This window comes from Streptomyces sp. NPDC030814 (genome assembly GCF_055572155.1).
The window spans coordinates 77772-99254 of record NZ_JBVIDX010000031.1; the positions used below are offsets into that span (position 1 = coordinate 77772).

19 protein-coding genes are annotated in these 21483 nt (G+C 71.2%); 3 read left to right on the plus strand and 16 right to left on the minus strand.

The features are described from left to right. Nucleotides 1-193: 193 nt before the first annotated feature. The 13 genes from ACZ43N_RS38025 to ACZ43N_RS38085 form a co-directional block, all read right to left on the minus strand. Nucleotides 194-1726 (minus strand): pyridoxal phosphate-dependent decarboxylase family protein, encoded by a 1533-nt coding sequence (locus ACZ43N_RS38025; RefSeq protein WP_468103819.1) that lies wholly within the window; start codon nt 1724-1726, stop codon nt 194-196. Then, on the minus strand, nt 1723-2679 hold the full coding sequence (locus ACZ43N_RS38030; protein WP_468103821.1) for an EamA family transporter: 957 nt from the start codon (nt 2677-2679) through the stop codon (nt 1723-1725). The genes ACZ43N_RS38025 and ACZ43N_RS38030 overlap by 4 nt, the downstream gene beginning before the upstream one ends. Nucleotides 2680-2752: 73 nt before the next feature. Next, nucleotides 2753-3715 (minus strand): quinone oxidoreductase family protein, encoded by a 963-nt coding sequence (locus ACZ43N_RS38035; protein ID WP_468103823.1) that lies wholly within the window; start codon nt 3713-3715, stop codon nt 2753-2755. Continuing rightward, nucleotides 3715-5199 carry a methylaspartate mutase gene (locus ACZ43N_RS38040; protein ID WP_468103825.1) on the minus strand — a complete coding sequence of 495 codons (1485 nt, stop codon included), beginning with the start codon at nt 5197-5199 and terminating at the stop codon, nt 3715-3717. Before ACZ43N_RS38040 ends, ACZ43N_RS38035 begins: the two co-directional genes overlap by 1 nt. Beyond that, on the minus strand, nt 5196-5657 hold the full coding sequence (locus ACZ43N_RS38045; protein ID WP_468103826.1) for a cobalamin-dependent protein: 462 nt from the start codon (nt 5655-5657) through the stop codon (nt 5196-5198). The genes ACZ43N_RS38040 and ACZ43N_RS38045 overlap by 4 nt, the downstream gene beginning before the upstream one ends. Before the next feature lie 48 nt (nt 5658-5705). Beyond that, entirely contained in the window at nt 5706-6932 is a 1227-nt protein-coding gene (locus ACZ43N_RS38050; RefSeq protein WP_468103828.1) for a fatty acid desaturase, read from the minus strand. Nucleotides 6933-6940: 8 nt separating this feature from the next. Then, on the minus strand, nt 6941-7183 hold the full coding sequence (locus ACZ43N_RS38055; RefSeq protein WP_468103830.1) for a hypothetical protein: 243 nt from the start codon (nt 7181-7183) through the stop codon (nt 6941-6943). Nucleotides 7184-7235: 52 nt separating this feature from the next. Beyond that, nucleotides 7236-7532, minus strand: coding sequence for a 2Fe-2S iron-sulfur cluster-binding protein (locus tag ACZ43N_RS38060; RefSeq protein ID WP_468103832.1), 297 nt, complete (start codon nt 7530-7532; stop codon nt 7236-7238). A gap of 75 nt (nt 7533-7607) precedes the next feature. After that, nucleotides 7608-8654, minus strand: coding sequence for an NAD(P)/FAD-dependent oxidoreductase (locus tag ACZ43N_RS38065; protein WP_468103833.1), 1047 nt, complete (start codon nt 8652-8654; stop codon nt 7608-7610). 154 nt (nt 8655-8808) lie between these two features. Continuing rightward, entirely contained in the window at nt 8809-9390 is a 582-nt protein-coding gene (locus ACZ43N_RS38070; protein ID WP_468103835.1) for a TetR family transcriptional regulator, read from the minus strand. A 244-nt stretch (nt 9391-9634) separates the two neighbouring features. Next, nucleotides 9635-10405 (minus strand): SDR family NAD(P)-dependent oxidoreductase, encoded by a 771-nt coding sequence (locus tag ACZ43N_RS38075; RefSeq protein WP_468103837.1) that lies wholly within the window; start codon nt 10403-10405, stop codon nt 9635-9637. 109 nt (nt 10406-10514) lie between these two features. Further along, the gene (locus tag ACZ43N_RS38080; RefSeq protein WP_468103839.1) at nt 10515-11213 is read right to left on the minus strand and encodes an HAD family phosphatase; all 699 of its coding nucleotides are present in this window, start codon (nt 11211-11213) and stop codon (nt 10515-10517) included. Nucleotides 11214-11266: 53 nt separating this feature from the next. After that, nucleotides 11267-11992 carry a ScbR family autoregulator-binding transcription factor gene (locus tag ACZ43N_RS38085; RefSeq protein ID WP_468103841.1) on the minus strand — a complete coding sequence of 242 codons (726 nt, stop codon included), beginning with the start codon at nt 11990-11992 and terminating at the stop codon, nt 11267-11269. Between the two features lie 265 nt (nt 11993-12257). Between ACZ43N_RS38085 and ACZ43N_RS38090 the strand changes: the two genes are divergently transcribed. Together ACZ43N_RS38090 and ACZ43N_RS38095 are read left to right on the plus strand one after the other, a co-directional pair. Then, nucleotides 12258-13214, plus strand: a complete 957-nt coding sequence (locus ACZ43N_RS38090) for a ScbA/BarX family gamma-butyrolactone biosynthesis protein (protein ID WP_468103843.1) — start codon at nt 12258-12260, stop codon at nt 13212-13214. A 1131-nt stretch (nt 13215-14345) separates the two neighbouring features. Continuing rightward, nucleotides 14346-14957: a TniB family NTP-binding protein gene (locus ACZ43N_RS38095; RefSeq protein ID WP_468103845.1), complete on the plus strand. Its 612-nt coding sequence runs from the start codon at nt 14346-14348 to the stop codon at nt 14955-14957. A 360-nt stretch (nt 14958-15317) separates the two neighbouring features. Here the strand turns inward: ACZ43N_RS38095 and tpg are convergent, their stop codons facing one another. Continuing rightward, entirely contained in the window at nt 15318-15875 is a 558-nt protein-coding gene (gene tpg, locus ACZ43N_RS38100; protein WP_468103847.1) for a telomere-protecting terminal protein Tpg, read from the minus strand. A gap of 92 nt (nt 15876-15967) precedes the next feature. Then, nucleotides 15968-18079 carry a telomere-associated protein Tap gene (gene tap, locus ACZ43N_RS38105; RefSeq protein WP_468103849.1) on the minus strand — a complete coding sequence of 704 codons (2112 nt, stop codon included), beginning with the start codon at nt 18077-18079 and terminating at the stop codon, nt 15968-15970. 156 nt (nt 18080-18235) lie between these two features. Between tap and ACZ43N_RS38110 the strand changes: the two genes are divergently transcribed. Further along, nucleotides 18236-18421, plus strand: a complete 186-nt coding sequence (locus tag ACZ43N_RS38110) for a hypothetical protein (protein ID WP_361123558.1) — start codon at nt 18236-18238, stop codon at nt 18419-18421. Nucleotides 18422-18515: 94 nt separating this feature from the next. Here the strand turns inward: ACZ43N_RS38110 and ACZ43N_RS38115 are convergent, their stop codons facing one another. After that, nucleotides 18516-20912: a helicase associated domain-containing protein gene (locus tag ACZ43N_RS38115; protein ID WP_468103851.1), complete on the minus strand. Its 2397-nt coding sequence runs from the start codon at nt 20910-20912 to the stop codon at nt 18516-18518. Between the last annotated feature and the right edge of the window lie 571 nt (nt 20913-21483).

Consider the following 21483-nt stretch of genomic DNA (forward strand, 5'->3'; position numbering starts at 1 on the left):
GGGCCTTGAGGGGGGCTGTCCTGGCGCCGTGGACGGTGCCCCTTCACGGCCGGCAAACCCTCCCCCGCGGCCTGCGGACCGGTGGCCGGTTCGGCGGTTTTGCCGGCCCGAACGCGTTCGGGCGGACACCGCCTGGCGGCTCGCCGTCTTCGGACGGCCTCTGCGTCGGCGACGCGGTCGCGCCGCCTGCCGGTCAGTCGCCGTACGTGTTTGCCTCGCCGCCCCCGCCGGGGCCGGTCTCGGCCAGTTCGCGGGCGACAGCGGCGATGTCGGCCAGCAGTTCGTCGATCTCCGCCTCGGTCGTCGCCGGGTTGAGGAAGACGAGCTTGAGGTGGACTTGGGGTTCACCGTCCGGGCCGGCCACCTTGGTGCGGGCCACGAGAGCACGTCCCCGCGCCATGAGCGTGCGCCGGACCGCGGCGGTCCAGGCGTTCTCGTCGGCCACGCCCCGCGCGGGCGGCCGGCAGCGGAAGATCACCGTGCTGAGCAGCGGCTCGGCCAGCAGGTCCAGGTCCGTGCCGGCCGTGATGCGGGCAGCAGCGTACCGGGCCAGGGCGTGGCACCGGTCCACCCAGGCGCCCATGCCCTCCCGGCCCAGCGTCAGCAGGGACGCGGCCATCTTGAAGGCGTCCGAGCGACGCGTGGTCTGCATCGAGGTGCCCAGCAGCGCGGTGAACCCGGCCGCCTCGTCGTCCGCCGGGTTGAGGTACACGGCCTGCTGGTCCAGGCACCGCAGGTGCTGCTCGTCGCGGACCAGGAGCACGCTCGACGAGGCCGGCGTCCAGCCGAACTTGTGCAGGTCGAAGGCGACGGAGTCGGCGCGGTCCAGCCCGGTCAGGAGCGGGGCGAGCGTGGGGGAGAACAGTGCCCCGATGCCGTACGCCGCGTCGACGTGCAGCCACACGTCCCGCTCGGCGGCCAGGTCCGCCAGCTCGGGCAGCGGGTCGAAGCAACCGCGGTCCGTCGTGCCCGCCGTCGCGACCAGCGCCAGTGGGAGCTCGTCGGGGCCCAACCGGTCGAGGATGCGGCGCGCTGCGTCCACCCGCATCCGGCCGAGGTCGTCCACCGGCACGGACACCACGGCGTCCTGGCCGAGCCCGAGGAAGCCGGCCGCGCGGGCCACGGAGAAGTGAGCGGCCGCCGAGCACAGGATCCTCGGCCCGACCCGCAGGCCGGTCAGGCCCGAGCGGGACACCTCGCCGCTCTCCCGCAGCGCGTGCTCCCTGGCGACCAGCAGACCCATCAGGTTGGAGATGCTGCCGCCCGGTGTGAGGGTGCCCGACGCCCCGGCGCCGAAGCCGGCCCACGACGCCATCTCCGCGATCAGCCGCCGCTCCAGCTGCAGGGCGAAGGGACCGCTCTCCCAGGAGTGCAGGGACTGGTTGAGGGCGGCGGCGAGCAGCTCGGCGGCGACGGAGGCGGCCGTGGGCGCGCATTGCATGCGGGACACGGCGGCCGGGTGCGCGAGGTCGGCCGCCCCGGCGGCGTACGCCTCGAACAGCTCGGTCACCCGCCGGGGGCTCGGGCTCTCGGCGAGGAACGCTCCCCCCTCGAGGAACCGGTCCATCGCGGCGGCCGCCGCCTCGGGGCCGCCCGCCGCGAGTGGCCCGCCCCGCTTCAGCGAGGCGTCGTGGAGCGCGCCGAGCGCACAGTCCACCAGCGACCTCAGCTGCTCGAAGGCTTCCGGCCGGCCGGCCAGCGCCGCGTTCCTGCCCGTGTCGATCATTGACGCAGTCCTTGCTCTCGTGAGTCCGGTAGGTTTCGTGAAGTGGCGTCCCGCTCGACGGGGGCGCCGCGCGTGCCGCGGATGACGCCGATCGACGCGACGACGACGGCCGCGAGGCCCAGCGTCTGCAGCGGGGAGATGGTCTCGTGCAGGACGAGCAGGGCGACCAGGGCGCCGATCGCCGGTTCCAGGCTGAGCAGCACCCCGAAGACGAGCGCGGAAACCCGGCGCAGCGTCTCCATCTCGCAGGTGTAGGGCACCAGGGACGACAGCATCGCCACGCCGAAGCCGAAGGCGAGCACCGCCGGGTCGGCCAGCGCGGAGCCGCCCTCGGCCAGCCCGGCCGGCAGCGCGCACAGGGTGCCGAAGGCCATCGCGAGCGCCAGTCCGCCCCCGCCGGGCAGCAGCGCGCCGACCCTGGCCGACAGCGGCACGTAGGCGCCCCAGAACACCGCGCAGGCCAGGGCGATGAGGAGCCCGGTGATCCCGGCGGCCCCGCCCTGCCAGCCGAGGAGGGCGATGCCGCACCCGGCGAGCACCGCCCACAGCCGGTCGCGGGCCCGGCGTGAGGACAGGGCCGCGACGGTGAGCGGTCCCGCCATCCCGACCGTCAGCGCGACCCCGACGGGCATCCGGGCCATGGCCAGGTAGAAGCACAGATTCATGCCGGCGATGGCGATGCCGAGGACGGCGACCGCACCCGCCGTGCGCCGGCCCAGGCGCAGCGACGGCCGCCAGAACAGCAGCAGTACCGCCGCGGCGAAGCCGAGCCGCAGCACGGTCATCGCGGCGGGTCCCATGGTGCCGAACAGCTGCTTGGCGAAGGCGGCCCCGAGTTGGGTGCTCACCATCCCGACCAGCATCAGCACCGGTGCCGGGACGGCACCGATGCCCCGGGGTGCGGTGCCGCCGGCCGGGACCGCGGTCACCTCGGCGGCTACGTCGGCGCTCATGATGTCGTCCTTCCTCCGCTTGCGCGGCGGCTGTGGATATGGCTGGGGGCGGGGGCGGGGGCCGGCCGGGGCGTCACGGCGTGAGGAGGACCTTGCCGGTGGTGGCCCGGCTCTCCAGCAGGGTGTGGGCCCGCGCCGCCTCGGCCAGCGGCAGCCGTTCGCCGACGCAGGGACGGACCACGCCGTCGGCGAGGTGCGTGAAGAGCTCGGCGGCCGCCGCCCTGAGCGAGGTCACGTCCGGGACGTGGTCGGCGAGGGTGGGCCGGGTCAGGTACAGGGAGCCCGCCGTGCGCAGCAGTTCGACGTCGACCGGCGGGACCGGGCCGCTGGACAGCCCGCACACGGCGAGGGTGCCCCGGCGGCGCAGTGCCCTGAGGCTCTCCTCGAACGTGGCCGCGCCCACCGAGTCGTAGACCGCGTGCGCGCCCTCGCCGCCGGTGAGTTCGCGCGCCCCGGCCGCGAAGTCCGCGTACGGCAGGGCGTGGTGGGCGCCCGCGGCCAGGGCGGCCTCTCGCTTGTCCTTGGTGGAAGCGACGGCGACGACCTGCGCGCCGCGGTGTGCGGCCAGCCGTACCAGGAGCTGCCCCAGACCTCCGGCGGCGGCGAGTACCACCACGGTTTCGCCGGCCGCCACGGGATGGGTGATACCGCTGAGGTACAGCGCGGCGAGCCCCTGGAGCAGGACCGCTGCCGCGTCGGGCAGGGTGACGCCGTCGGGAACGGGCACCAGCTTGGCCTGGGGGACGGCGGTGTACTCGGCGTAGGCGCCGAGCTGGGTGGCGTACGCGACCCGGTCGCCCGGGGCGAATTCGGTGACGCCGTCGCCCACGGCGGTGACGACTCCGGCGGCCTCCTGGCCGGGGACGAAGGGGTAGGCCGTGGGGTAGGTGCCGTCGCGGAAGTAGACGTCGATGAAGTTGAGGCCGACGGCCTCGTTGCGGACCACGACCTGGCCGGGGGCGGCCTGGGGGTGAGGCAGGTCGGTGACGGCGAGGACGTCGGGTCGGCCGGGTCGGGTCACTTGCAGGGCACGCATCAGTTCCTCGATTCGCCGGGTGCGGTGGGGGCGGCGGCCGTCGCGGTGCGGGACCGCTCGGGTGCGGGGGCCCCGGTGTGCGGCTCGGACTCGTGAAAGAGCCCGCGGAAGTAGTTGATGTCGCCGGTGAGGCCCGCCATCAGGGTGTCGATGCCCGGTTCGCCGGGGCCGTCCACGGCGTGCAGCAGTTCCTCGTTGCGGCGCAGCCGGGCCGGGGCGAACGGCAGGGCGCCGACGGTCCGGTAGCGGATGGCGCCGGTGGCGTCGCGCCGCGGGATGATGTCGGAGCGGGCAGAACGGCTGGCGCTGAACGGTATGTCCAGCCGCCCCTCGGCGAACGCCTCGACGACCGCCTCGATCAGGTCGGGGCGCTGCAGCAGCGGCTCGACGAGATCGGCGACCTCGTCGAGGATCCACTTCTGCTCCTCGGCGACCTGGCCGTCGTCGACGGTGACGAAGTCCAGCAGCGGCGAGTTGGCCCGGCCGGCCAGCCGCAGACCGGCCACGTTGGCCGCGGTGTCGGGGATGCCGTACGCCTCCTGGTACGTCTTGGTGATCAGCTTGGAGGCCCCGCCGAGCCTGGCCGCCAGCGCCCCGTAGAGGATGAGGTCCTCGGCGTTGTCGCGCTTGCGGGGGAAGACGCCCATGAACTCGTGCAGCACCGCGTGGACCTGGACGCCGGCGGGGAGGTAGCGCTCGGCGAGGACCGCAATGCTGCGCAGGGCCGCGACGTCCTGGACCAGGTGCCCGCCCTGCGGATAGGCCACGGACACGCAGCGGACACCGGCCCGGGTGGCGAGTACCGCCTCCAGCACGCTGACGGCGAGGCTGATCGACGGTGGCACGAGCACCGCGGTCAGGGTGCCGAACAGCTCCCGGTCGACGATCACCCCGTGCTCGGCCAGTTCGCCGCAGGCGCGGTCCACGTCCTGCCATGCCGTCAGGGACTCGGCCAGCGGCACGGCCTTGGAGTAGGGCAGGTTGTAGGAGATGCCGCCGCCTTCGAAGGAGGTGATGCCGGAGGCGACGGAGACGTCGAAGAGGAGGCGGGCGTCGGGGGATCCGTGCCGGATCTCCAGCGGCGCGTCGATGAGTTCGTTCAGTTCACGGCCGCGCTGCCAGCCGTGGGCGACCAGCGGGTAGCCGTTGAGGTCGGCCGGCCGCAGGTGCAGGGTGCGGCGGGCCTCGCCGAACCGCTTGAGGCGGGTGTGGGAGTCGATGGTCAGTGTCAGGATGTCGGGGCGGGCCTCCTCCTCCAAGGTCGTCAGAAGCCGCTTCATCTCCTCGTGGCCGCCTACGCCGCAGCGCGGCTGCAGGGCCACCCGGCCCCGGTCCTTGCAGTCCTGGAGGATCTCGGCGGCGGTGGGTTTGCCGAGCGAGGCGATGTACGCGGCGGACTGGGACGGCGTGGGCAGTGAGGTGGCGCAGGCCGGTGGGGCGCCGGCGGAGCGGGCGCGGGCGGAGGGGACGGACGTGACGCTCATGACGCCGCCAGGTCGGTGAGCCTGGCACGGCGGCGGTCGAGCCGCAACCGGTCGAGCAGGCGGGGCAGTTCGGCGGCGTCGGCCAGGATGTGGTCCACTCCGGCGGCGTACAGGCGGTCGTGGGCCGAGCTGTCCTTGTGGCTGCCCACGGAGAGGTTGCCGCCGACGACGACCGGGCAGGTGATCCGGCCCGACCGCTTGGCCTGGTCGAGACCGCGCAGGTCCTCGTGGACGTGGCCGTTGAGACTGCCGATGACCACGGCCTCGGCGTGCGGGTACTGCTCGCAGGCCTCGGCGAACTCCTCGACGGTCGTGCAGGTGCCGAGGTTGATGACGTGGTAGCCGAGGCCGCGCAGGGAGTGGGCGATGAGGTGGTTGGCGACCGCGTGGCTGTCGCTGGCCGCCACGCCGAGGACGACCGTGGGAGGTGCGGAGTGCTGGTTCGGCAGTGTTCGCATCGAGCTTCCTGGTTCGGGGTCGTTGGTGGGGTGCCGGCGGTTGTGCGGTCAGTCGTCGAAGGCGGCGAAGAGCTCCCGCTTGCTCACGGACCTCAGCCGGTCGACGTCGAACTCGCCCGGGTCGGCGGCGGCCAGTGAGTCGAGGACGTGGCTGATCGCGGGCACCAGGCCCCAGACCTCGTGGTAGGGCGGCTGCCCCGGGGTGAGGCGTTCGGCGTCCTCCTGGCGGGCGAAGACGTAGTTCGGCCAGTCGGCGGCGCGCGGGTGGCGGTGGTGGAAGTCGTGGACCACGGTGTCGCCGGTCAGCACGAGGTAGCGGGACGGGGCGTGCACGAACAGCAGCCGCAGGGTCCAGCGCGTCCACGCCAGGGCGCGGCGCAGGACGGGCAGTTGGGGGGCGGGGACCGGGTCGCCGAGGAAGATGGCGTTGGTCAGCGAGGCGAAGTACGCCCGGCTGCGCCGGTCCTGAAGGCCGGGTTCGGGGAAGGTGTGCTTGACGCACAGCCGCAGGGTGTTGCTGACCTGGAACAGCGGGACGAGCGGCACGAACCACACGACGAGCAGGGCCGGCCAGGTGCCGGTCGCCGCCGTGACCAGGGTGAGCGTGCCGTAGAGGGTGACGGCCGCCGCTTTCTCGGTGCGCGCCGACTCGCTCCAGAAGGAGCGCACACGGGAGACGGCGAAGGCGAAGTGGAAGCGCGGGGAGAGCAGCTTGCCGAGGAGCCGGCGCCACATCCGGCGGCGGGTCATGCCCGGGTGCAGGCCCAGGCTGACCAGGAACGCCTGGACCGTGGGGTCCTTCAGCGTCATGTGGTCGAGCGCGTGGTGGTCGCTGACGTGCTCGCGGCTGTAGCGCTGGAAGTTCTGGATGATCAGGAGGCTGGACACGGCGTGGCCTATGGCCCGGTCCGGCTCGCGGCGGCGGTACATGTTCCGGTGCGAGCACTGGTGGTAGATCATCATCCGCAGGTTGCGCATCCCGTGCAGGGTCACCGCCCAGCCGGCCGCGAGCAGCAGCAGGAACGGCCCGCCGAGGACGTAGGCCAGCGTGCTGAGGAGGACACCTGCGGCCATCGACGTCGTGGCCGTCACCAGGTGGAAGGTGGGCGTCCAGCCCGGGGACCGCTGGCCGGGCAGTGCCTTGCCGGTGAGGATCGTCAGGGGGAACTGCAGGAATGCCGGGAGCACGGTCATGGACTCGCGCGGGTCACGGGCGGCTGCGGGTGGGGCGGAGGTGGCCGGGGCCAGGATGCCTTGCTGGTCGAGCAGTGCCATCGGGGCTCCTAGAGGGAGGAGAGGGCGGGCAGGGGCGCGCTGTTCAGCCGGACGCCGACGGAGCAGGCGACGGGCGCGGACCGCTCGGGGGCCGAGACGAGGGCACGGGCGTCCTGCCGGGTGAGGACGACTTCGATGTGGTCGGCCTCCTCGTGCCGCAGGCCGCTCTCGCGGATCGCGATCCGGAAGCAGACGACGCAGGACGTGACCGTGCCGTCCACGACGCCGGGGATCATGGTGTGCTGGTGCATGGGGTTCCTCCACGACAGGTGGTGGGGCGAGGCGGTGTCGTGCCGGCCGCGCTCACTGCTGCACGACGCGGACGGTCGCGGCGCCCAGGAGGCGGCACTGGCAGGCGAGCCGGTGGTTGCCGTCGGCCCGGCCGAGGTCCTCGAGGAAGTCCCTCTCGTCAAGATCGGCCTCCCCGAGCGACGCGGAGCCGTCGAGGACTTCGATGACGCAGGCGCCGCACGCCCCTGAGCGGCAGCCGAACGGGATCAGCTGTTCCGGCCTCTCGTACTCGATGTCCGTGAGGCAGGAGCCGTCGGGCAGCAGGATCTCCACCCTGTCGGGCATGAGGGTGAGCTTGTTGAGCGGCATTGCTGTGCAGCCCCCTTGAGGCGGGTCGGGCATCCCGGCGCGCGGGATGCGATGCGGGTGACCGAGGCGCCGGTGCTACGCGGCCGACGCGGACGGGACGGCCGCGCGGTCGCGTGCACCGGGGAACGCGTCGGAGGAGTGCTCGGGCGCGAGCCGTTCGCCGGGGCGCAGGGTCACGGCCGCGTGGTTCACGGCGGTGCCGGCCTCGCCGAAGCCGACGGTGATCAGCGGGACGCGCCCCGGGTAGGCGCACACGTCGCCGACCGCGTGGACGCCGGGCAGGTTGGTGCTCATGGACCGGTCGACCCGGATCCTGCGGTGCTCCAGGTCGATTCCCCACTCGGCGACGGGGCCGAGGCCGGAGGTGAAGCCGAGGGCGGCGACGAGCGCCTGCGCCGGCTGGGTGAACACCTCGTCGCCCCGCCGGATCACGACCTGTTCGAGCCGCTGGGCACCGTGGCAGGCGACCACCTCGGCGTCGGTGACGACCCGGACGGCGGAGGCGTACAGCTGCCGCACGCTGTACTCGTGGGCGCGGAAGGTGCCCCGCCGGTGGACGAGGGTCGTGCTGCGGGCCAGCGGGGCCAGGGCCAGCGCCCAGTCCACGGCGCTGTCGCCGCCGCCGACCACGACCACGTCCCGTCCTGCGTGCGCCTCCGGTCGCGGGACGTGGTAGGCGACGCCCCTGCCCTCGTACGGCACCGAGCAGGGCAGCTTGCGTGGCACGAACCTGCCGAGCCCGGCGGCGATCACCACGGCTCCGGCGTCCACTGTGCCGCCGTCGTCGGTGCTCAGCGTCCAGCCGCCGCCTCGGCGGGTGAGGCCGACCACCGTCCGGCCGAGCAGGTACCGGGTATCGAACGGGGCGGCCTGCTCCAGCAGGTTGTCGATCAACTGCCGTCCCTTGACGGCGGGGTGGCCGGCCACGTCGTACAGCAGCTTCTCCGGGTAGAGAGCGGACACCTGGCCGCCGGGCTCGTCGAGCGCGTCGAGGACCATCGCCGACAGGCCGCGGAACCCGGCGTAGTACGCGGCGTACAGCCCGGCGGGTCCCGCTCCCACGACTGCGACGTCCACCGCCGCCTCGGCGGGCCGGCCGACGGCGCTCACGACTGCTGGCATCTCACGCTCCCCCTGGCTTGATTGCCGCGTACCTGTCGATACGCGGTGCGGGGCGGGTGGTTGCCCGCCCCACACCAGGAAACCATACAGAACGCTCGCTATGTTTTCTAGGTCGGTTCGTTTCTTGTCAGAAACAGAACGACCGAGGTCCGGGTCAGCCGCCCCGGGCCTCCGTGCCGTCCAGGACCAGCCGCCAGATCCCCTCCACCTGGTCGGCCACTCTCCCGGCGCCCGCGCCGGACGCCGGCGCTCCGGCGCCGCGTATCTGCACCTCGGCACCCGTCAGCAGGTACCTGACGAGGGCGGTCACCGCCTCGGGGCGGTCCGTGAGCCGTGGCCGGCCGTCCTGACGTGCGCGTTCCAGCAGGTCCTGCACACCCGGCAGCCAGACCTGCGTCCATCGGTCCGGCTCCTCCGGCCGCTCCCTGGCGAGCCGGGCGGTCGAGCGCGCGACGACGCTCTCCTCCAGCAGCCCGGTGAGCCCGACAGTGAGTTCGGCCACCGCGCGCAGCGTGGGCTCGCGTGACTCCATGACCCGGCTCACCAGCGCCCGGGCGATCGCCCGGCCCTCCTCCCCGATCGCGTCGGCCAGGGCGGCCTTGGAGGGGAAGTGAAAGGTCAGCGCCCCCATCGAGACGGATGCCGATGCGCAGATCCGGGACAGCCGGGCTCCTTCGTAGCCGACGCGGTCGATCTCCAGGGCGGCGGCCCGGACGAGCCCCCTGCGTGTGCGCACCGCCCTCTCCTGAACAACCATCTCCTCGTTCCTCCCTCGGGCCGAGCCCCGGCCGCACCGTGTGGCCTGCCGGAGGCTTCCCCGCCTTCCGTCGAAAGAAAAGCGATCGTTCGCTATTCTTTCACAGAAAGGGGATACCGCCATCCCTCGCGGCAGGGACTCATTCGGGATCCGAGGGCGCCGGTGCCCGCCGTACGCCCGGCCGGGCGCGAGCCCGGGCGGCAGGCGCACGGCGCCGGCGCGGCTACACCGCGGTCGAACCGCCGTCGACGGCCATCGCCGTGCCGGTGACGAAGGAGGAAAGGTCGCTGCACAGCCAGGCCGCGGCCTGCGCCACCTCGGCCGGCGCGGAGATCCGCCGTTGCACCGAGTCGGCCATGAAGACCTCCTCGAGCTCCGGGGACGCCTGCAGCACGCCCTCCATCATCTCGGTGCGGGTGCTGCCCACGACCAGTGCGTTGCAGCGGATGCCCCGCTGCCCGTAGTCCAGTGCGGCCGCCCTGGTCAGTCCGATCACCGCGTGCTTGGCGGCGACGTAGGCGGCCGAGGCGCCGGTGGCCTTCATCCCGGCCACGCTGGACGTGTTCACCACCGAGCCCCCCGAACCCGCGAGCATCGCCGGTATCTGGTGCCGCAGGCAGTTCCACACGCCGCGCAGATTGACGTCGACGGTGCGCTCGTACGTCGCGTCGTCGATCTCGTGCAGCGGCGTCCCCGCGGTGGCGTAACCGGCGTTGTTGAACGCCGCGTTCAGGGTGCCGAAGGTGTCGACGGCGACCGCCACGGCCCGTTCTGCGGCGGCCGGGTCCCGCACGTCACCGGCCGCCGCGACGGCCCGCCCCCCGCCTGCGCGGATCTGCGCGACGAGGTCGTCCAGCCTGTCCTCGCGCCGGGCCACGACCACCACCGCGGCCCCCTCCTCGGCGAACAGCCGGGCGGCCGCCGCCCCGATGCCGCTGGACGCCCCGGTGATCATGGCCACCTTGCCGTCCAGCAGCCGCCCTGCACCGCTCATGCCCACTGTGCCCCCTTGCCGTCGTGAAGTCGGTTGCGTGCGCGCGAGATCCGCGCCCGGCGCGGGCGCAGACCTCGCGGTGTGCCTCGTGGAACGCGCCGGACGGCCGTCAGGCGGCCCAGGCCGTACCGGCCGCCGCCTCGCTGTCGAGCGTCCGCAGCAGGTCCTCGTCGATCGCGTGCAGCGAGTCCACCAGGTGACGCACCCCGGCCTCGCGCATCAACTGCCGCTGGAAGCTGTGCTCGAAGCGGCTCGGGTGGCCGATGAACGCCATACCGAGCAGCCGCGCCTCCTCGGCGACCCGGGCGACGTCGTCGACGACCAGAACCTCGTCGTGCTCGACACCGAAGTACTCGGTGGCGATCTCGTGCAGGCCCGGCCGGAAGGAGTCGGTGCAGATGTAACCGGGCCCGTCGAACAGCGCCGCGTGCTCGCCGAGGAAGGCGTCGAAGTGGTCCCTGCCCAGACCGCCGTAGCAGACGGTGCGCAAACCCAGGCCGCGCAGCAGCCCCACGAGGGCGACAGCGCCCTCGTTCACCCGGACCGGACGGGTCTTCAGATACCGCGCCCGTTCCCCGAAGTACGCCTCCAGCGCTTCCTCGCCGCTCATCGAGCCGCCCTGCGCCTCGGCGAGCAGCCGCCCCGCGACCGCGCGAGGCTGGGAGAAGATCGTGCGCTCCAGCTCGGCGGTGTACACGCAGCCGCGGCTCACCAGGAAGTGGTGGATGACCGGACTGAAGGTGTCGTTGAGCATGACGCCGTCGATGTTCACCGCGCCCAGGCGCAGATGCGCCAGACCCCGACTCATGTGATCCCCCTCGGTGAGACCGCGGGCTCGGCCGCGGTACTGAAAGCGCGGCGTCAGCCGGCCGCGCCTGTTCTCTCCCCGCCCGCGGACTCCTCGACGCCCTCCCGGCCCTGCCCGTTCGCGGCGGCGGCCGCGCTGCTCGCGGCCCGGAGCAGGTCCCGGATCCGGGCCGGGTTCACCTCGGTGCGGGCGACGACGGCCGGGACGGCGACCCCGGGCAGCAGCAACCGCCACATCCGTACCGCGCGGTCGGAGAGGTCCGCCCGCGCCTCGCTGGCGACGGCCGAGTACGTCTGCATGCCGGTGCACGCCTCGACCACGAACTCCGCCAGCTCGGCCGGTTCGACGCCGGCCTGCAACTCGCCCCTCTCACGGGCCGCTTCGAGGCACTCGGTCATGATCTGGCTCCACTCCCGGTAAGGAGTGGTGTCCTTCAGGCCGAACGAGCCCTGCTCGCCGGTGAGGCGCACGCCCGCCCGCAGCAGCGGGTCCACCTGCAGCTGATACGCCCAGACCATGGTGATGTCGACGAGCCGCTGCAGTCCCTCGGACTCCAGCCAGGGGATGATCGACCGGGGCTGCGCGTTCATGACCGCGCGCGCCAGGTCCTCCTTGGAGTCGAAGTGGAAGTAGAGGGCCCCGGCGGTCAGTCCGGCTCTCTTGAGAATGCGGCTGATGCTTGCGCCGGCGAAACCCACCTCGTCGAAGACGTCCGCAGCCGCGCGGAGCAGCGACTCACGGGTCTGGACGGCACGCTCTTGCTTCGGCTGCTGAGCCATCGGAAACACCCCCAAAGAAACAGAACGTTCCCTACGTTACCCGTCTGATCGCCCCCGGGCCAGTCGCAGCGGAACGCCAGCTCTCACTTGCCCGTGATGAACGGACACTTCACACTTTCCTCTCGGCATTTTACTCATCACTGACGGTCTCTTTGCCGCAAGGAAACCTAAAACAAAACGAGCACTCTTTATTTTCTTTTCAGGAGCGAACGCCTGTACGTGCATACAGCCGTGCACAGCACACACTTCCTTGGGGGATTTCCGCATGTCGATCACCGCCTCGAACCCGGCCACACAGACCTCGTCCGCCACCACGGTTCCTCGCGAGTACGTCCACAAATCGGCCCGGTCCGAGGTCCTGCTGACCGGCTGGAGCCCCGCCGGACCGGACCGCCACCGCATCACCGCCCGGTGGCCGCTCACCCACCCCTTCTACACGCCGGCGGGAGGCTTCCACGACCCGATGCTCGTAGCGGAGTCGGTCCGCCAGTGCGTGCCGCTGCTGAGCCACGTCGCCTACGACGTTCCCTTCGGCCACCGGCAGGTGTGGAGCCGCTTCCGGTACGAGATCGACCCGGCCGCGCTGGCGGTGTCGCACGCCCCGGCCGAGGTGGAAATGCGGGTCACCTGCCCGAAGGTGACCCGCCGCGCAGGCCGGCTGGTCTCCGTCGACATGCACGTCGACCTCTCCCTCGACAACCGCCCGCTGGGCACCGCGTTCACCCGCTTCGCCGACCTGTCGCCGGCCGTCTACCCACGGCTGCGCGGCCCCTACGCCGACATCGACGAGGCCTACCGGCGCGCCATCCCCCTCGCCCCGCCGACCGCGCCGGCCTCCGTCGCCCGGACCGGGTTCACGGACGTCGTGCTGTCCCCGACCAACTCCCCCACCCTCCATCAACTGCGCGTCGACCTCACCCACCCGGCGCTCTTCGACCACCCCGTCGACCACGCCCCGGGCATGCTCCTGCTCGAAGCGGCCCGACAGGCCACCCATGCCCAGACCCAGCCGCAGCCGGTGATCGCCACGGCCATGGAGGCCGAATTCGCCCAGTACGTGGAACTCGACGCGCCCTGCTGGATCCACGTCGGGCCGCCCGGCGAGGAATCCGGCCGCGACGGCGACGGCCCTGGTACGGCACCTGTGCGCGTCATGGCGGTCCAGAACGAAGCCTGCGCGTTCACGGCGACCGTGACACCGACGGCGGTTTCCGGGGCCTGACCCCCACCAGGGCCACTGCCGGCACAGCGACAGCGACGGCGCGGGCGTCAGGAAGCGGCGGCCAGTCACCCGGCCGCCATGGCCACGTCGCTGTGCGGGGCAGTGTTCTCCTTCGCGGCGGTCCATTTGCCGGATGCCCTAGCGTCCGCCGCCCCGGGCGGGCGCTTTCGCGACGGACGCCCAGGAGCCGTACACCCCGCTCCGCTGTCTTGGGCAACGGTACTTCCGATCCTTCTGAGGGGTGCGCGGCTGCACCGTGATGGGTGTCGCTGTCCGCGGCGGAAGGGCGTGGGGCGAGCGAGCCGGGCGCAGGGTGATGACGACGGCGGGGCCGAGGGCATCCAGGCCGGTGCTGATGGCGCCGCTGCTGGAGCTCCATACGGCCGCGGCGTTCGACGGCACATGTGCGTGCGGGCGCCCAGGCCGGCCGAGTGAATGCGCGCACGATGTGGCGTTGGCTGGAGACGGCGCGGACCGAGGGCCGCATGAAGCCAAGGCCGCGTGCCCGGCTGGAGGCGTCCGAACAGGCGAGGTGCCTGGCGCAGGCGGGCGGCAAAATGGCGGCGTGCACCGGTACCCGAAGGAGGCCGGGGAAGAGGTGCCCTCGCTGGCGTCGTTGCACCGGGTGGTGCGCGGGACCTCCAGGCCGGCAGGGGAGCGGGATCAGCAGCAAACGCAGCAGACACTGGCTGACCTCGCCCTGACCGGGCCGTGTGAGGGCGGCACGGCGAAGTCCTCTGCGCCACCGCCGCAGCGTCTCGTCCCAGAAGCGACTGGGGACTTGCCGGTGAGAGAGAGCGGTGCGCCGGTGCGTGTGGCGTTGCCGGCGGGAGCGCAACTGGAGCGGACGTTGTCGGTGCGGGCGGTGGCCGAGGCAGTCGGTCAGAGGATGACGACGGAGTGCGCGGTGCGTGTGTTCGGCGACCCGGCCCGGGACAAGACCGTCGCCGTGCGAATAGCGCTTGGTGACGTGCATCCCGGCTGGAAGGTGACGTGGGTGCCGGTGTCGTCCGCCGGTGGCCGGCATGATGCGGGCGGTGTTCGAAGCTCTGGCGCTGCCTGGCCGCTTCGCACACGTCGGCGCGGGCCGACGCCGTGGTGGCGGGGGCTCTGGGCCAGGCGCAGGCGCGGGTGCTGGTGATCGATGAGGCGCAGCGCCTGCCCGCGCCGTGCCTGGAGTACCTGCAGAGCCTGTGGGCTCACCCCGGCACGCCGATCACGCTGGCACTGTGCGGGGCGGACAGCGAACGGGCACTGTCACGGCTCCCGCAGCTTGCATCGCGTATCGGCGCGCGGCAAGAGGTTCCACGCCTTGCCGCAGCGGAAGTGGCGCCCGCGGTGACTGGCTTCCACCCGCTGCGGCGTACCGTCCCGGCCCCGGACCTGACGCGGATCGACCAGTCGTGCGCGCACAGCACGTTCCGCACGTGGGCCGCTTTGACTGCGCACCTGCAGAACGCGCTGCTCACCACTGCTGACGCAGTCGCTGACCGGGCTTTCCTGGGGCGGCTGTTCAAGCGGATCGCGCCGCCGCTGTCACCGCAGCGCTACTGCACGGGCGGGAGGACGATCGTAGGGTCCCGGCACCTGGCACTGGACACCCCCCACCCGAAGCGTCCAAGTGGCTCCTACCTCCATGCGAGAGGCCACGCAGCAGCGGATCCGATCACCGACCGCCACTCGATGGCCTCCCCGAAGCCGCTGCTGGAGCCCGACAATGAATGGAGCTGCTGCATCCTCTGATGTGGGGCACCGCTCGCTGTCTGTGGTTCAACGAGCATTACCGGGGAGGCCGTCGCTTCGGCTGCCGAAGCTCTGGGCACCCGCGTCCAGGCCCGTTGTGCGCTCCATGAACGACGGGTTGCGCCAGTTCGCACCGGAGCACAGATGGTGATCCGCAACGCCTCGGCCCACAGCACGGACGGCATGACCGCCCAGGACGCGCTGGCGCCTCGCCTGCCCTCAGGCTGCTGGCCCGATGGGTCGACGCGAGTAACGACGTAACGGCCCAGGCCACCCACACACCGAAGCCGCACCCCAGGGATAAGGAATGGGCTGTATCCAGGGCGACCGTGAGGGTGCAGGGGCTTCTGATCTGAAAGGTCAGTAGTCGAAGTCGAGGTAGTCGATGTCGTTGAGGGTGACGTCGGAGAGCCCCATGGCACGGCTTCCGCCGTCTTGGAAGTAGATGTCTTTGAATCCTTCGGCGATGATCTGGCGCATCTGCCGGTCGCTGGCTCCGGCGTCACGGGCGTCGAAGAGGCGTTGCGCGTAGGCCGGGGGTAGGTGGACGGTGAGCCGCCTAAAGCGTCCGTCGTCGGTGGTGCCGATGGGTGCGGTGTAGCCGAACCTGGCCCTTGTCTCCACCGTGATCCCGCGTGTGGTGGCGGCTTGCTTGCGTCGGCGTTTGCGGACCTGGGGCTGCCAGCGGGCCCGTACGGCGGCGTCGATCCGGTCCACGATCGCCTTCGGCGGGTGCTTGCGTTCGCCTTTGCGGTAGCGCTCCACTGACCGCTGGCTGACCCCGATCTCCTGGGCGACGGCTTTGGTCGTCTTGAGCTGCTTCATCAGGAAGTTGATGCGGGCCTGGAGTGTCTTGGGCGGCTGGCGGGTGAAGGCTTCCTGGTCGGCGCGTTCGATGGCGTCGTCGATCTCAGCCACGGCTCAGTCCTTCTCGACAGTGGGGTCCTGGCCGCCGGTGTCGGTCGGCGTGAAGGCAGGTCTTGTGTGTCGGGCCGGGGGCGGGCACTGGTCTACTCGCCTTCGTCGAGGACGGCGTCGCCGCCTTTGATGTGGCGGGCGGGGTTGTAGCCCTGTTCCATCAGGTCGACCGCCCACAGCATCGACTGGACGCCCTCCAGCTTCGCCAGGCCCGGCGTGGGGCCGAGGCGGAAGGCGCCGGGTTGGGGCTTGCCGGAGGCGGCGTAGGGCAGGAAGTCGAGCGGGCTGTCACCCGGTGAGGGGTAGACGACGCAGTCGGAGAGTACGGCGAGCGGGTACAGGCCCGTCATCGTGGCCATGTTGCGCAGTTTGCGGTGCATGTTGACGCGGGCCTTGGAGATGACTGCGGCGCGGATGTCGGGCCGCCAGGTGGGGCGTTGGAGGGCCGGCCACGGCTCGCCCTCCTTGTACTTCTTGCCCTGGGGGCGCTCGCGGAGCTTGCCGATGCCGCCCTTGACGGTGGCCTTGATGGCGGCGAGGACGGCCGCCATGGCCGGGTCGACGTTTTTGTGCCGCTCCATCGCCGCGAGGAACTCCGCGTCGGTGAGGTCCTTGGTGACGCCCAGGTCGGCGAGGGTGCCGACGTAGGCGTTCTTCAATCGGTCGTGCCACGGGTCGAGGTAGGCGCCGGTCTCGCGGCGCAGGTACGCCTCGATCGGCTCCACGTTGTAGCCGAGTTCCTGGGCGTAGGCGACGGTGTGTGTCTGGTACCAGGCCGGGCCCGTCGGCCGGGTTCCGTCCGGCGTGAAGGGCGAGGGCAGACGCGGGTCCACCTCGACGTGGGACAGGTCGACCAGCCAGGAGCCGGGGATCTTCGGGTTGAACTTCGGGGCGTGGAAGTGGTCGGGGGCGGACAGGCCGACGACCAGCCGGGCCGCGGCGGCGAGGAACGCGGTGTTCAGGTCGAGGCCGACCGCGAAGGGCAGGGTGCACTCCTCGTCGGTGAGCAGGTCCACCGGCCGCACCCACTGGTACGCCTCCTCGTTCAGGAACCCGCCCATCCAGCCGGAGTCCACCACGACCGGGTGCTCGGCGGTGGCCTCTGGCGGCGCCGGGTCCATCGGGTCCGTGCCGAGGGAGCCGGGGTTGTGGCCGGGCACCCAGTTGCCGGTGGCGGGGTCCTGCGTGGCGCGTGTGGGTGGCCGCAGCGCCGTCATCAGCTCAAGGCCCGATACGGCTGTCGATCCGCGCGGGGTGATGACGCGGGTGGCGTAGACGCCGAGGACGCGGGCGATGTCGGCCGGCTCCATGTCCGCGACGCCGGGCCAGGACCGCTCATCGAGAGCGTCCCAGGACAGGATCGCGAGCTGCACGCACTGCCGCTCGCGGCCCTGGGCCTTGCGGTAGATCCTTGCCCACGGGCCGAACCCGCGCTGGGTGAGCCGCCATTTCGCTTTCACCACCTGCTTGACCACCGGGTGGTCCTCCGGCAGGCGCAGCGAGCGGCGCTGCTCATGGCCTTCCAGGCGCTCGGGGAGTCCGAGCCTCACGGCGGCCGCGGCGGTGAGGACGATCAGGGGGTCGCTGTCCTTGCCGTGGCGGTTGAGCTTCGGCGCTCCGAGGCCGGACTCACGCAGCGTCCACTCCACCAGCTCCGGCACGGTGGTCGCGGGGCAGTCCAGCACGATCCCGCCCGTGCCGTACGCGCAGCCGTCACCGTCCAGGACCGCGAGCGGGCCGTGCGGGAAGCGCGAGTCGGCCGCGGGCTGCGCCGCCTTCTTCGGGGCCGAACGCCGCGATGCCACGGTGGGCCTGGGGGCGGCGGGGCGCGCCGGCTCGGCAGCTGGAACGGCGGGAGCCTGCGGGGCGTGGGCCGTCTCCCCTCCGGACGCGGTCGGCTCCCTGGACGCCGCCGACGCTGTCGCGGCGACAGAGGCTGCCGGAGCTGCGCCGGGGGCGGGGTACTTCGCCGCCCACCCGTTCAGCAGCCGCTGGTAAGCATCCAGGCGCGGCGACTTCGGCTCGCTGCGGCCGTTCTCCCAGTTCTTCACCGACTGGGTCGTGGTTTTCAACGCGCTGGCCAGGCGGGCCTGGGTGATGCCAGCGGCCTCACGCAGCCGGGCACGCTCCGCCGGAGGCGGCAGGTGCGGCTCCTCGTTCAACAGAGCGTCAACGGACGCGAACAGCTCTTCCTCGGATGGCATGACCTGCACCCTTGCTCCAGGCAATCCTTAACCACAAACTTATCCCACTCCTTAACCTTGATGCGCCCATTCCAGCTCGGCGGGCGCGGTGAGTTTGCCGACGATGGGCTTCGCGCAGCGTGCTTACGGTCGTCGGGGAGGGGAAGTGTGATCGCCATGACGAGCGTGATGCAGCACTACGGTCTGCTGTGGACCGACCCTGACGGCGTCCCGCAGGCGTCGGCCGGCAGGTACAACAAACGGTCGGCGAAGCGTCGCCGCACCGAACTCAAAGCCGTGGGCTGCACCCGTGTCGAGATCGTGCCGGTCAGGCCGGGTGACGTTCCCGAGCCGGTTTCCTGAGCCAAGCGGGACGTAGACAGAACTCTGCGATCAGAAGTCCCGACCAGCAGCCCCCCCGCCACGCAACAGCGTCGACCAGCCACTGAGCAATCCCTCACTCGAACAGACCGAGGTCCGCGAGCAGCTGGCGCCGTGCATCGGGCAGCGAGTCTCGCCTGCTGCGCATGTTGCTGCGCCACACTCCGAGCTTCACTACGTGCTCCTGGCCGTCAACCACGATGGTCTCTTCGTGGGCCCTGGGGACCTTCACAGAGCCCTCGCGGGCCCTGTACTGCGCCAGGGCCGCGACGCCCTTCTCGAAGGCCCCAGAGGCCGTGGTGGGCGCCTTGGCGGGTGTTTCCGGCTCTGGGGCCACCGGCACGATGCCGAGCTGCTCCAAGCGCTCACGCTGCCCGTCCGACAGAGCCTGCCAGACCTTCGGCGTCCGGTGCTTGGCCAGCCATTTCCCGACGTCCATGCCGTGGACGGTGACGCCGGGCAGGACATCGACTCCGCCGGCCTGGCCGTCTTCGTCGCGTACGAGCTCGCGCAGCGCGGCGTAGTGGCGCTGCCACTCCGCCGGCCACGACGGGTTCCAGTCCTCGTCCACGGCTTCCAACCCCGTCTTCCACTCCGGGTGGCCATCCAGCGCACCCGGCCGCCTCAAATTCGCGAGCCACATCCCCAACGGCCGGTCCAGCATCTTCGCGGAGCGGGGCGCGCACAGCGTCCAGTGCTGCGCGTAGTACGCCTTGGCGACCTCGAGGTTCTCCTGGAATCGCTCATCGGCCAGGGACCAGACCATGCCGAGCTGTTCGAGCCGTCGGGCGCGCTGGCCGGTCATCTGCCCGGCTGTGTAGGCGCGTCGTTGTTCCGCGACCCATTGGCCAAGTGGTGTCGCGCCCTCGCGGTGTCCGTAGGGCACGCGGGCGTTCCCGACCCGCTCGACGTACGTCTTCAGCTTCGCCCAGGCGCGGGCCCAGTCCTGGCGTTCGGTGTCGATCACGTTGAAGGAGACCCAGTCCGCGACCATCACCGGATCCCTGGGGGCGGCGAAACGGAGCAGCAAGCGGGATTCTTCCTCACCCTCTTCTGGTGCGACACCGATATTCACGGACGGTTGCGCGACGTCCTTCTGTGGCTCCTGGGGAATCGCGAGCAATCCCACGGCCTCTTCATCGTGAGCCCGCAGCCCTTCCAGGACTTTCACCAGGGGCCGGTAGGACCCGGATGTGAACATGTCCTCGGGCTGCTCTCCGGGCTGGAGAAAGACCGGCACGATCAAAGAGGCGAGCTTGCCTTCTCCGGGCTTCTGGCGGAGTGCCCGGCCGATGGCCTGGACGATGTCGTGCGGCGCGCCCTTCGGGTCCAGGAGGGCAACTGAATCCACGCTTCGAATATCGACACCCTCGCCCAGGACACGACAATTCGAGAGCACGGCCCGCCGCGCAGTGGACCCGAACGAACCAAGAACCGTCCGCCGGCGTTCGGGGACGTGCTCGCCGCACAGCCAGTCCGCCCAGATCCGAGCGGGGTACGTCTCGGGCTGATCGGCGTGCAGCTTCGCCGCAACCCGCTCCAAGCCCTCCGCGTACGCCTGTGCCTCGATCGTCCGATGGTGAAACGTGATGCACGTCTGCAGGTTGTGCTGGCTCATCGTGTGCAGGAGCGCGGCCTGGAGCGCCCCGAGACGCTGCCCCCGCACCTCTTCCGTGTGTCGCTCCTCGCCCATCAACTTCTCCGGGGTGACGACCGGGTCCTTCAGCTCCAGGACGATGATCTGGTACCGCGCCAACAGGCCCCGGGAGACGGCAGAGGCGAGCGAAAGCTTGTAGAGAACGGGCCCGAAGACCTTTTCGTCATCCATGGATGCCGCCATCTCCCGCGGCAGCGGGTCCCGCACCCCCTCGGCAACCTCCCGGTTGAGCCGCTCCTCCCAAATCCGCGGCGTCGCCGTCAGGTACAACCGCCGGTAGGCCGGGATGACGCTCTGGTCGTGGATGTCTGCCCACGCCTTACCCATCGAGCCACTTGTCCGGTGGGCCTCATCAACCACCGCGAGGTCTACTGGATCAAGCTTCTGACCGTAGACACCCTCGAACGCCTCCGCCAGGACACCCAGGCTGGCGTACGTCGCGTAGATGGTCACGGGCCCGGAGCCGTGCCACAGCGCCAACTGGATCGGGTTCGTCGTGGAGCGCACTTTCAACGACCACAGCTGCGGGTCGTCCTGGAGCGAACACACCGCCACCGCCGGCCCTTTGTGGCCGGCCTCGTGCCACGCCCTCACCGTCTGCGCCAGCAGATCCAGCGTCGGCACCAGCACGAGCACACGCCCCCTGGGCACAAGCCGCCTCGCCGACGCGGCAGCCATGATGGTCTTCCCCGTGCCACACGCGGCGTGCACCTGCCCACGAAGACCATTCCAGGGAATTCCACCCGGCGGAACATCAAGACCGCGCACAATGGCAGCAACGGCCTCGACCTGGTGATCACGCAGCTTCACGGCCATGCTCCATGTTCTCCTTTTCGTGGAATTCAGCGTGTAATAGCAAATGGAACCCAGGCGCAAGGTGCGCGGCGGTAGGAATGTAGCATCTGATCCCAGACTCTACACAGGCATGATTCATGATGCATAACCGCGCACCAACTTCTGCGCCCGAGGGTGACACCTGACTCAATGCCATCCCCGAACGGCCCGGTTGTCCTATATGCTGACAGGGTGTTGGTGAACGCGTCGGGACAGTCAGACGATGGGGGAGGGTTCAGGGTGGAGCGCAGCGGAACCCGTCGCTACCGTGAGGCCGACACCCCGTCAGACTGATGAGGTGTCACATCCATTGGGAGTGTAGCTGGGAAATCCCAAGCCTTACACAGACCCGCGCGTGATGCACCCACCCTTTGCTGCCAGCCCCAGGAATCTCGCTTGCGGGATTCCTCCAATTCGCGCTTGCGCGAATTGATACGCATTTAGAATTCCGCTTGCGGAATTCGATTCCCCCGCAAGCGGGGGAATCTGGCGGAGCGTCAGCGGAGCCGCTCCCTATGCAGCGCGCCAGCGCTGCATATCCCGCTCCGCGGGG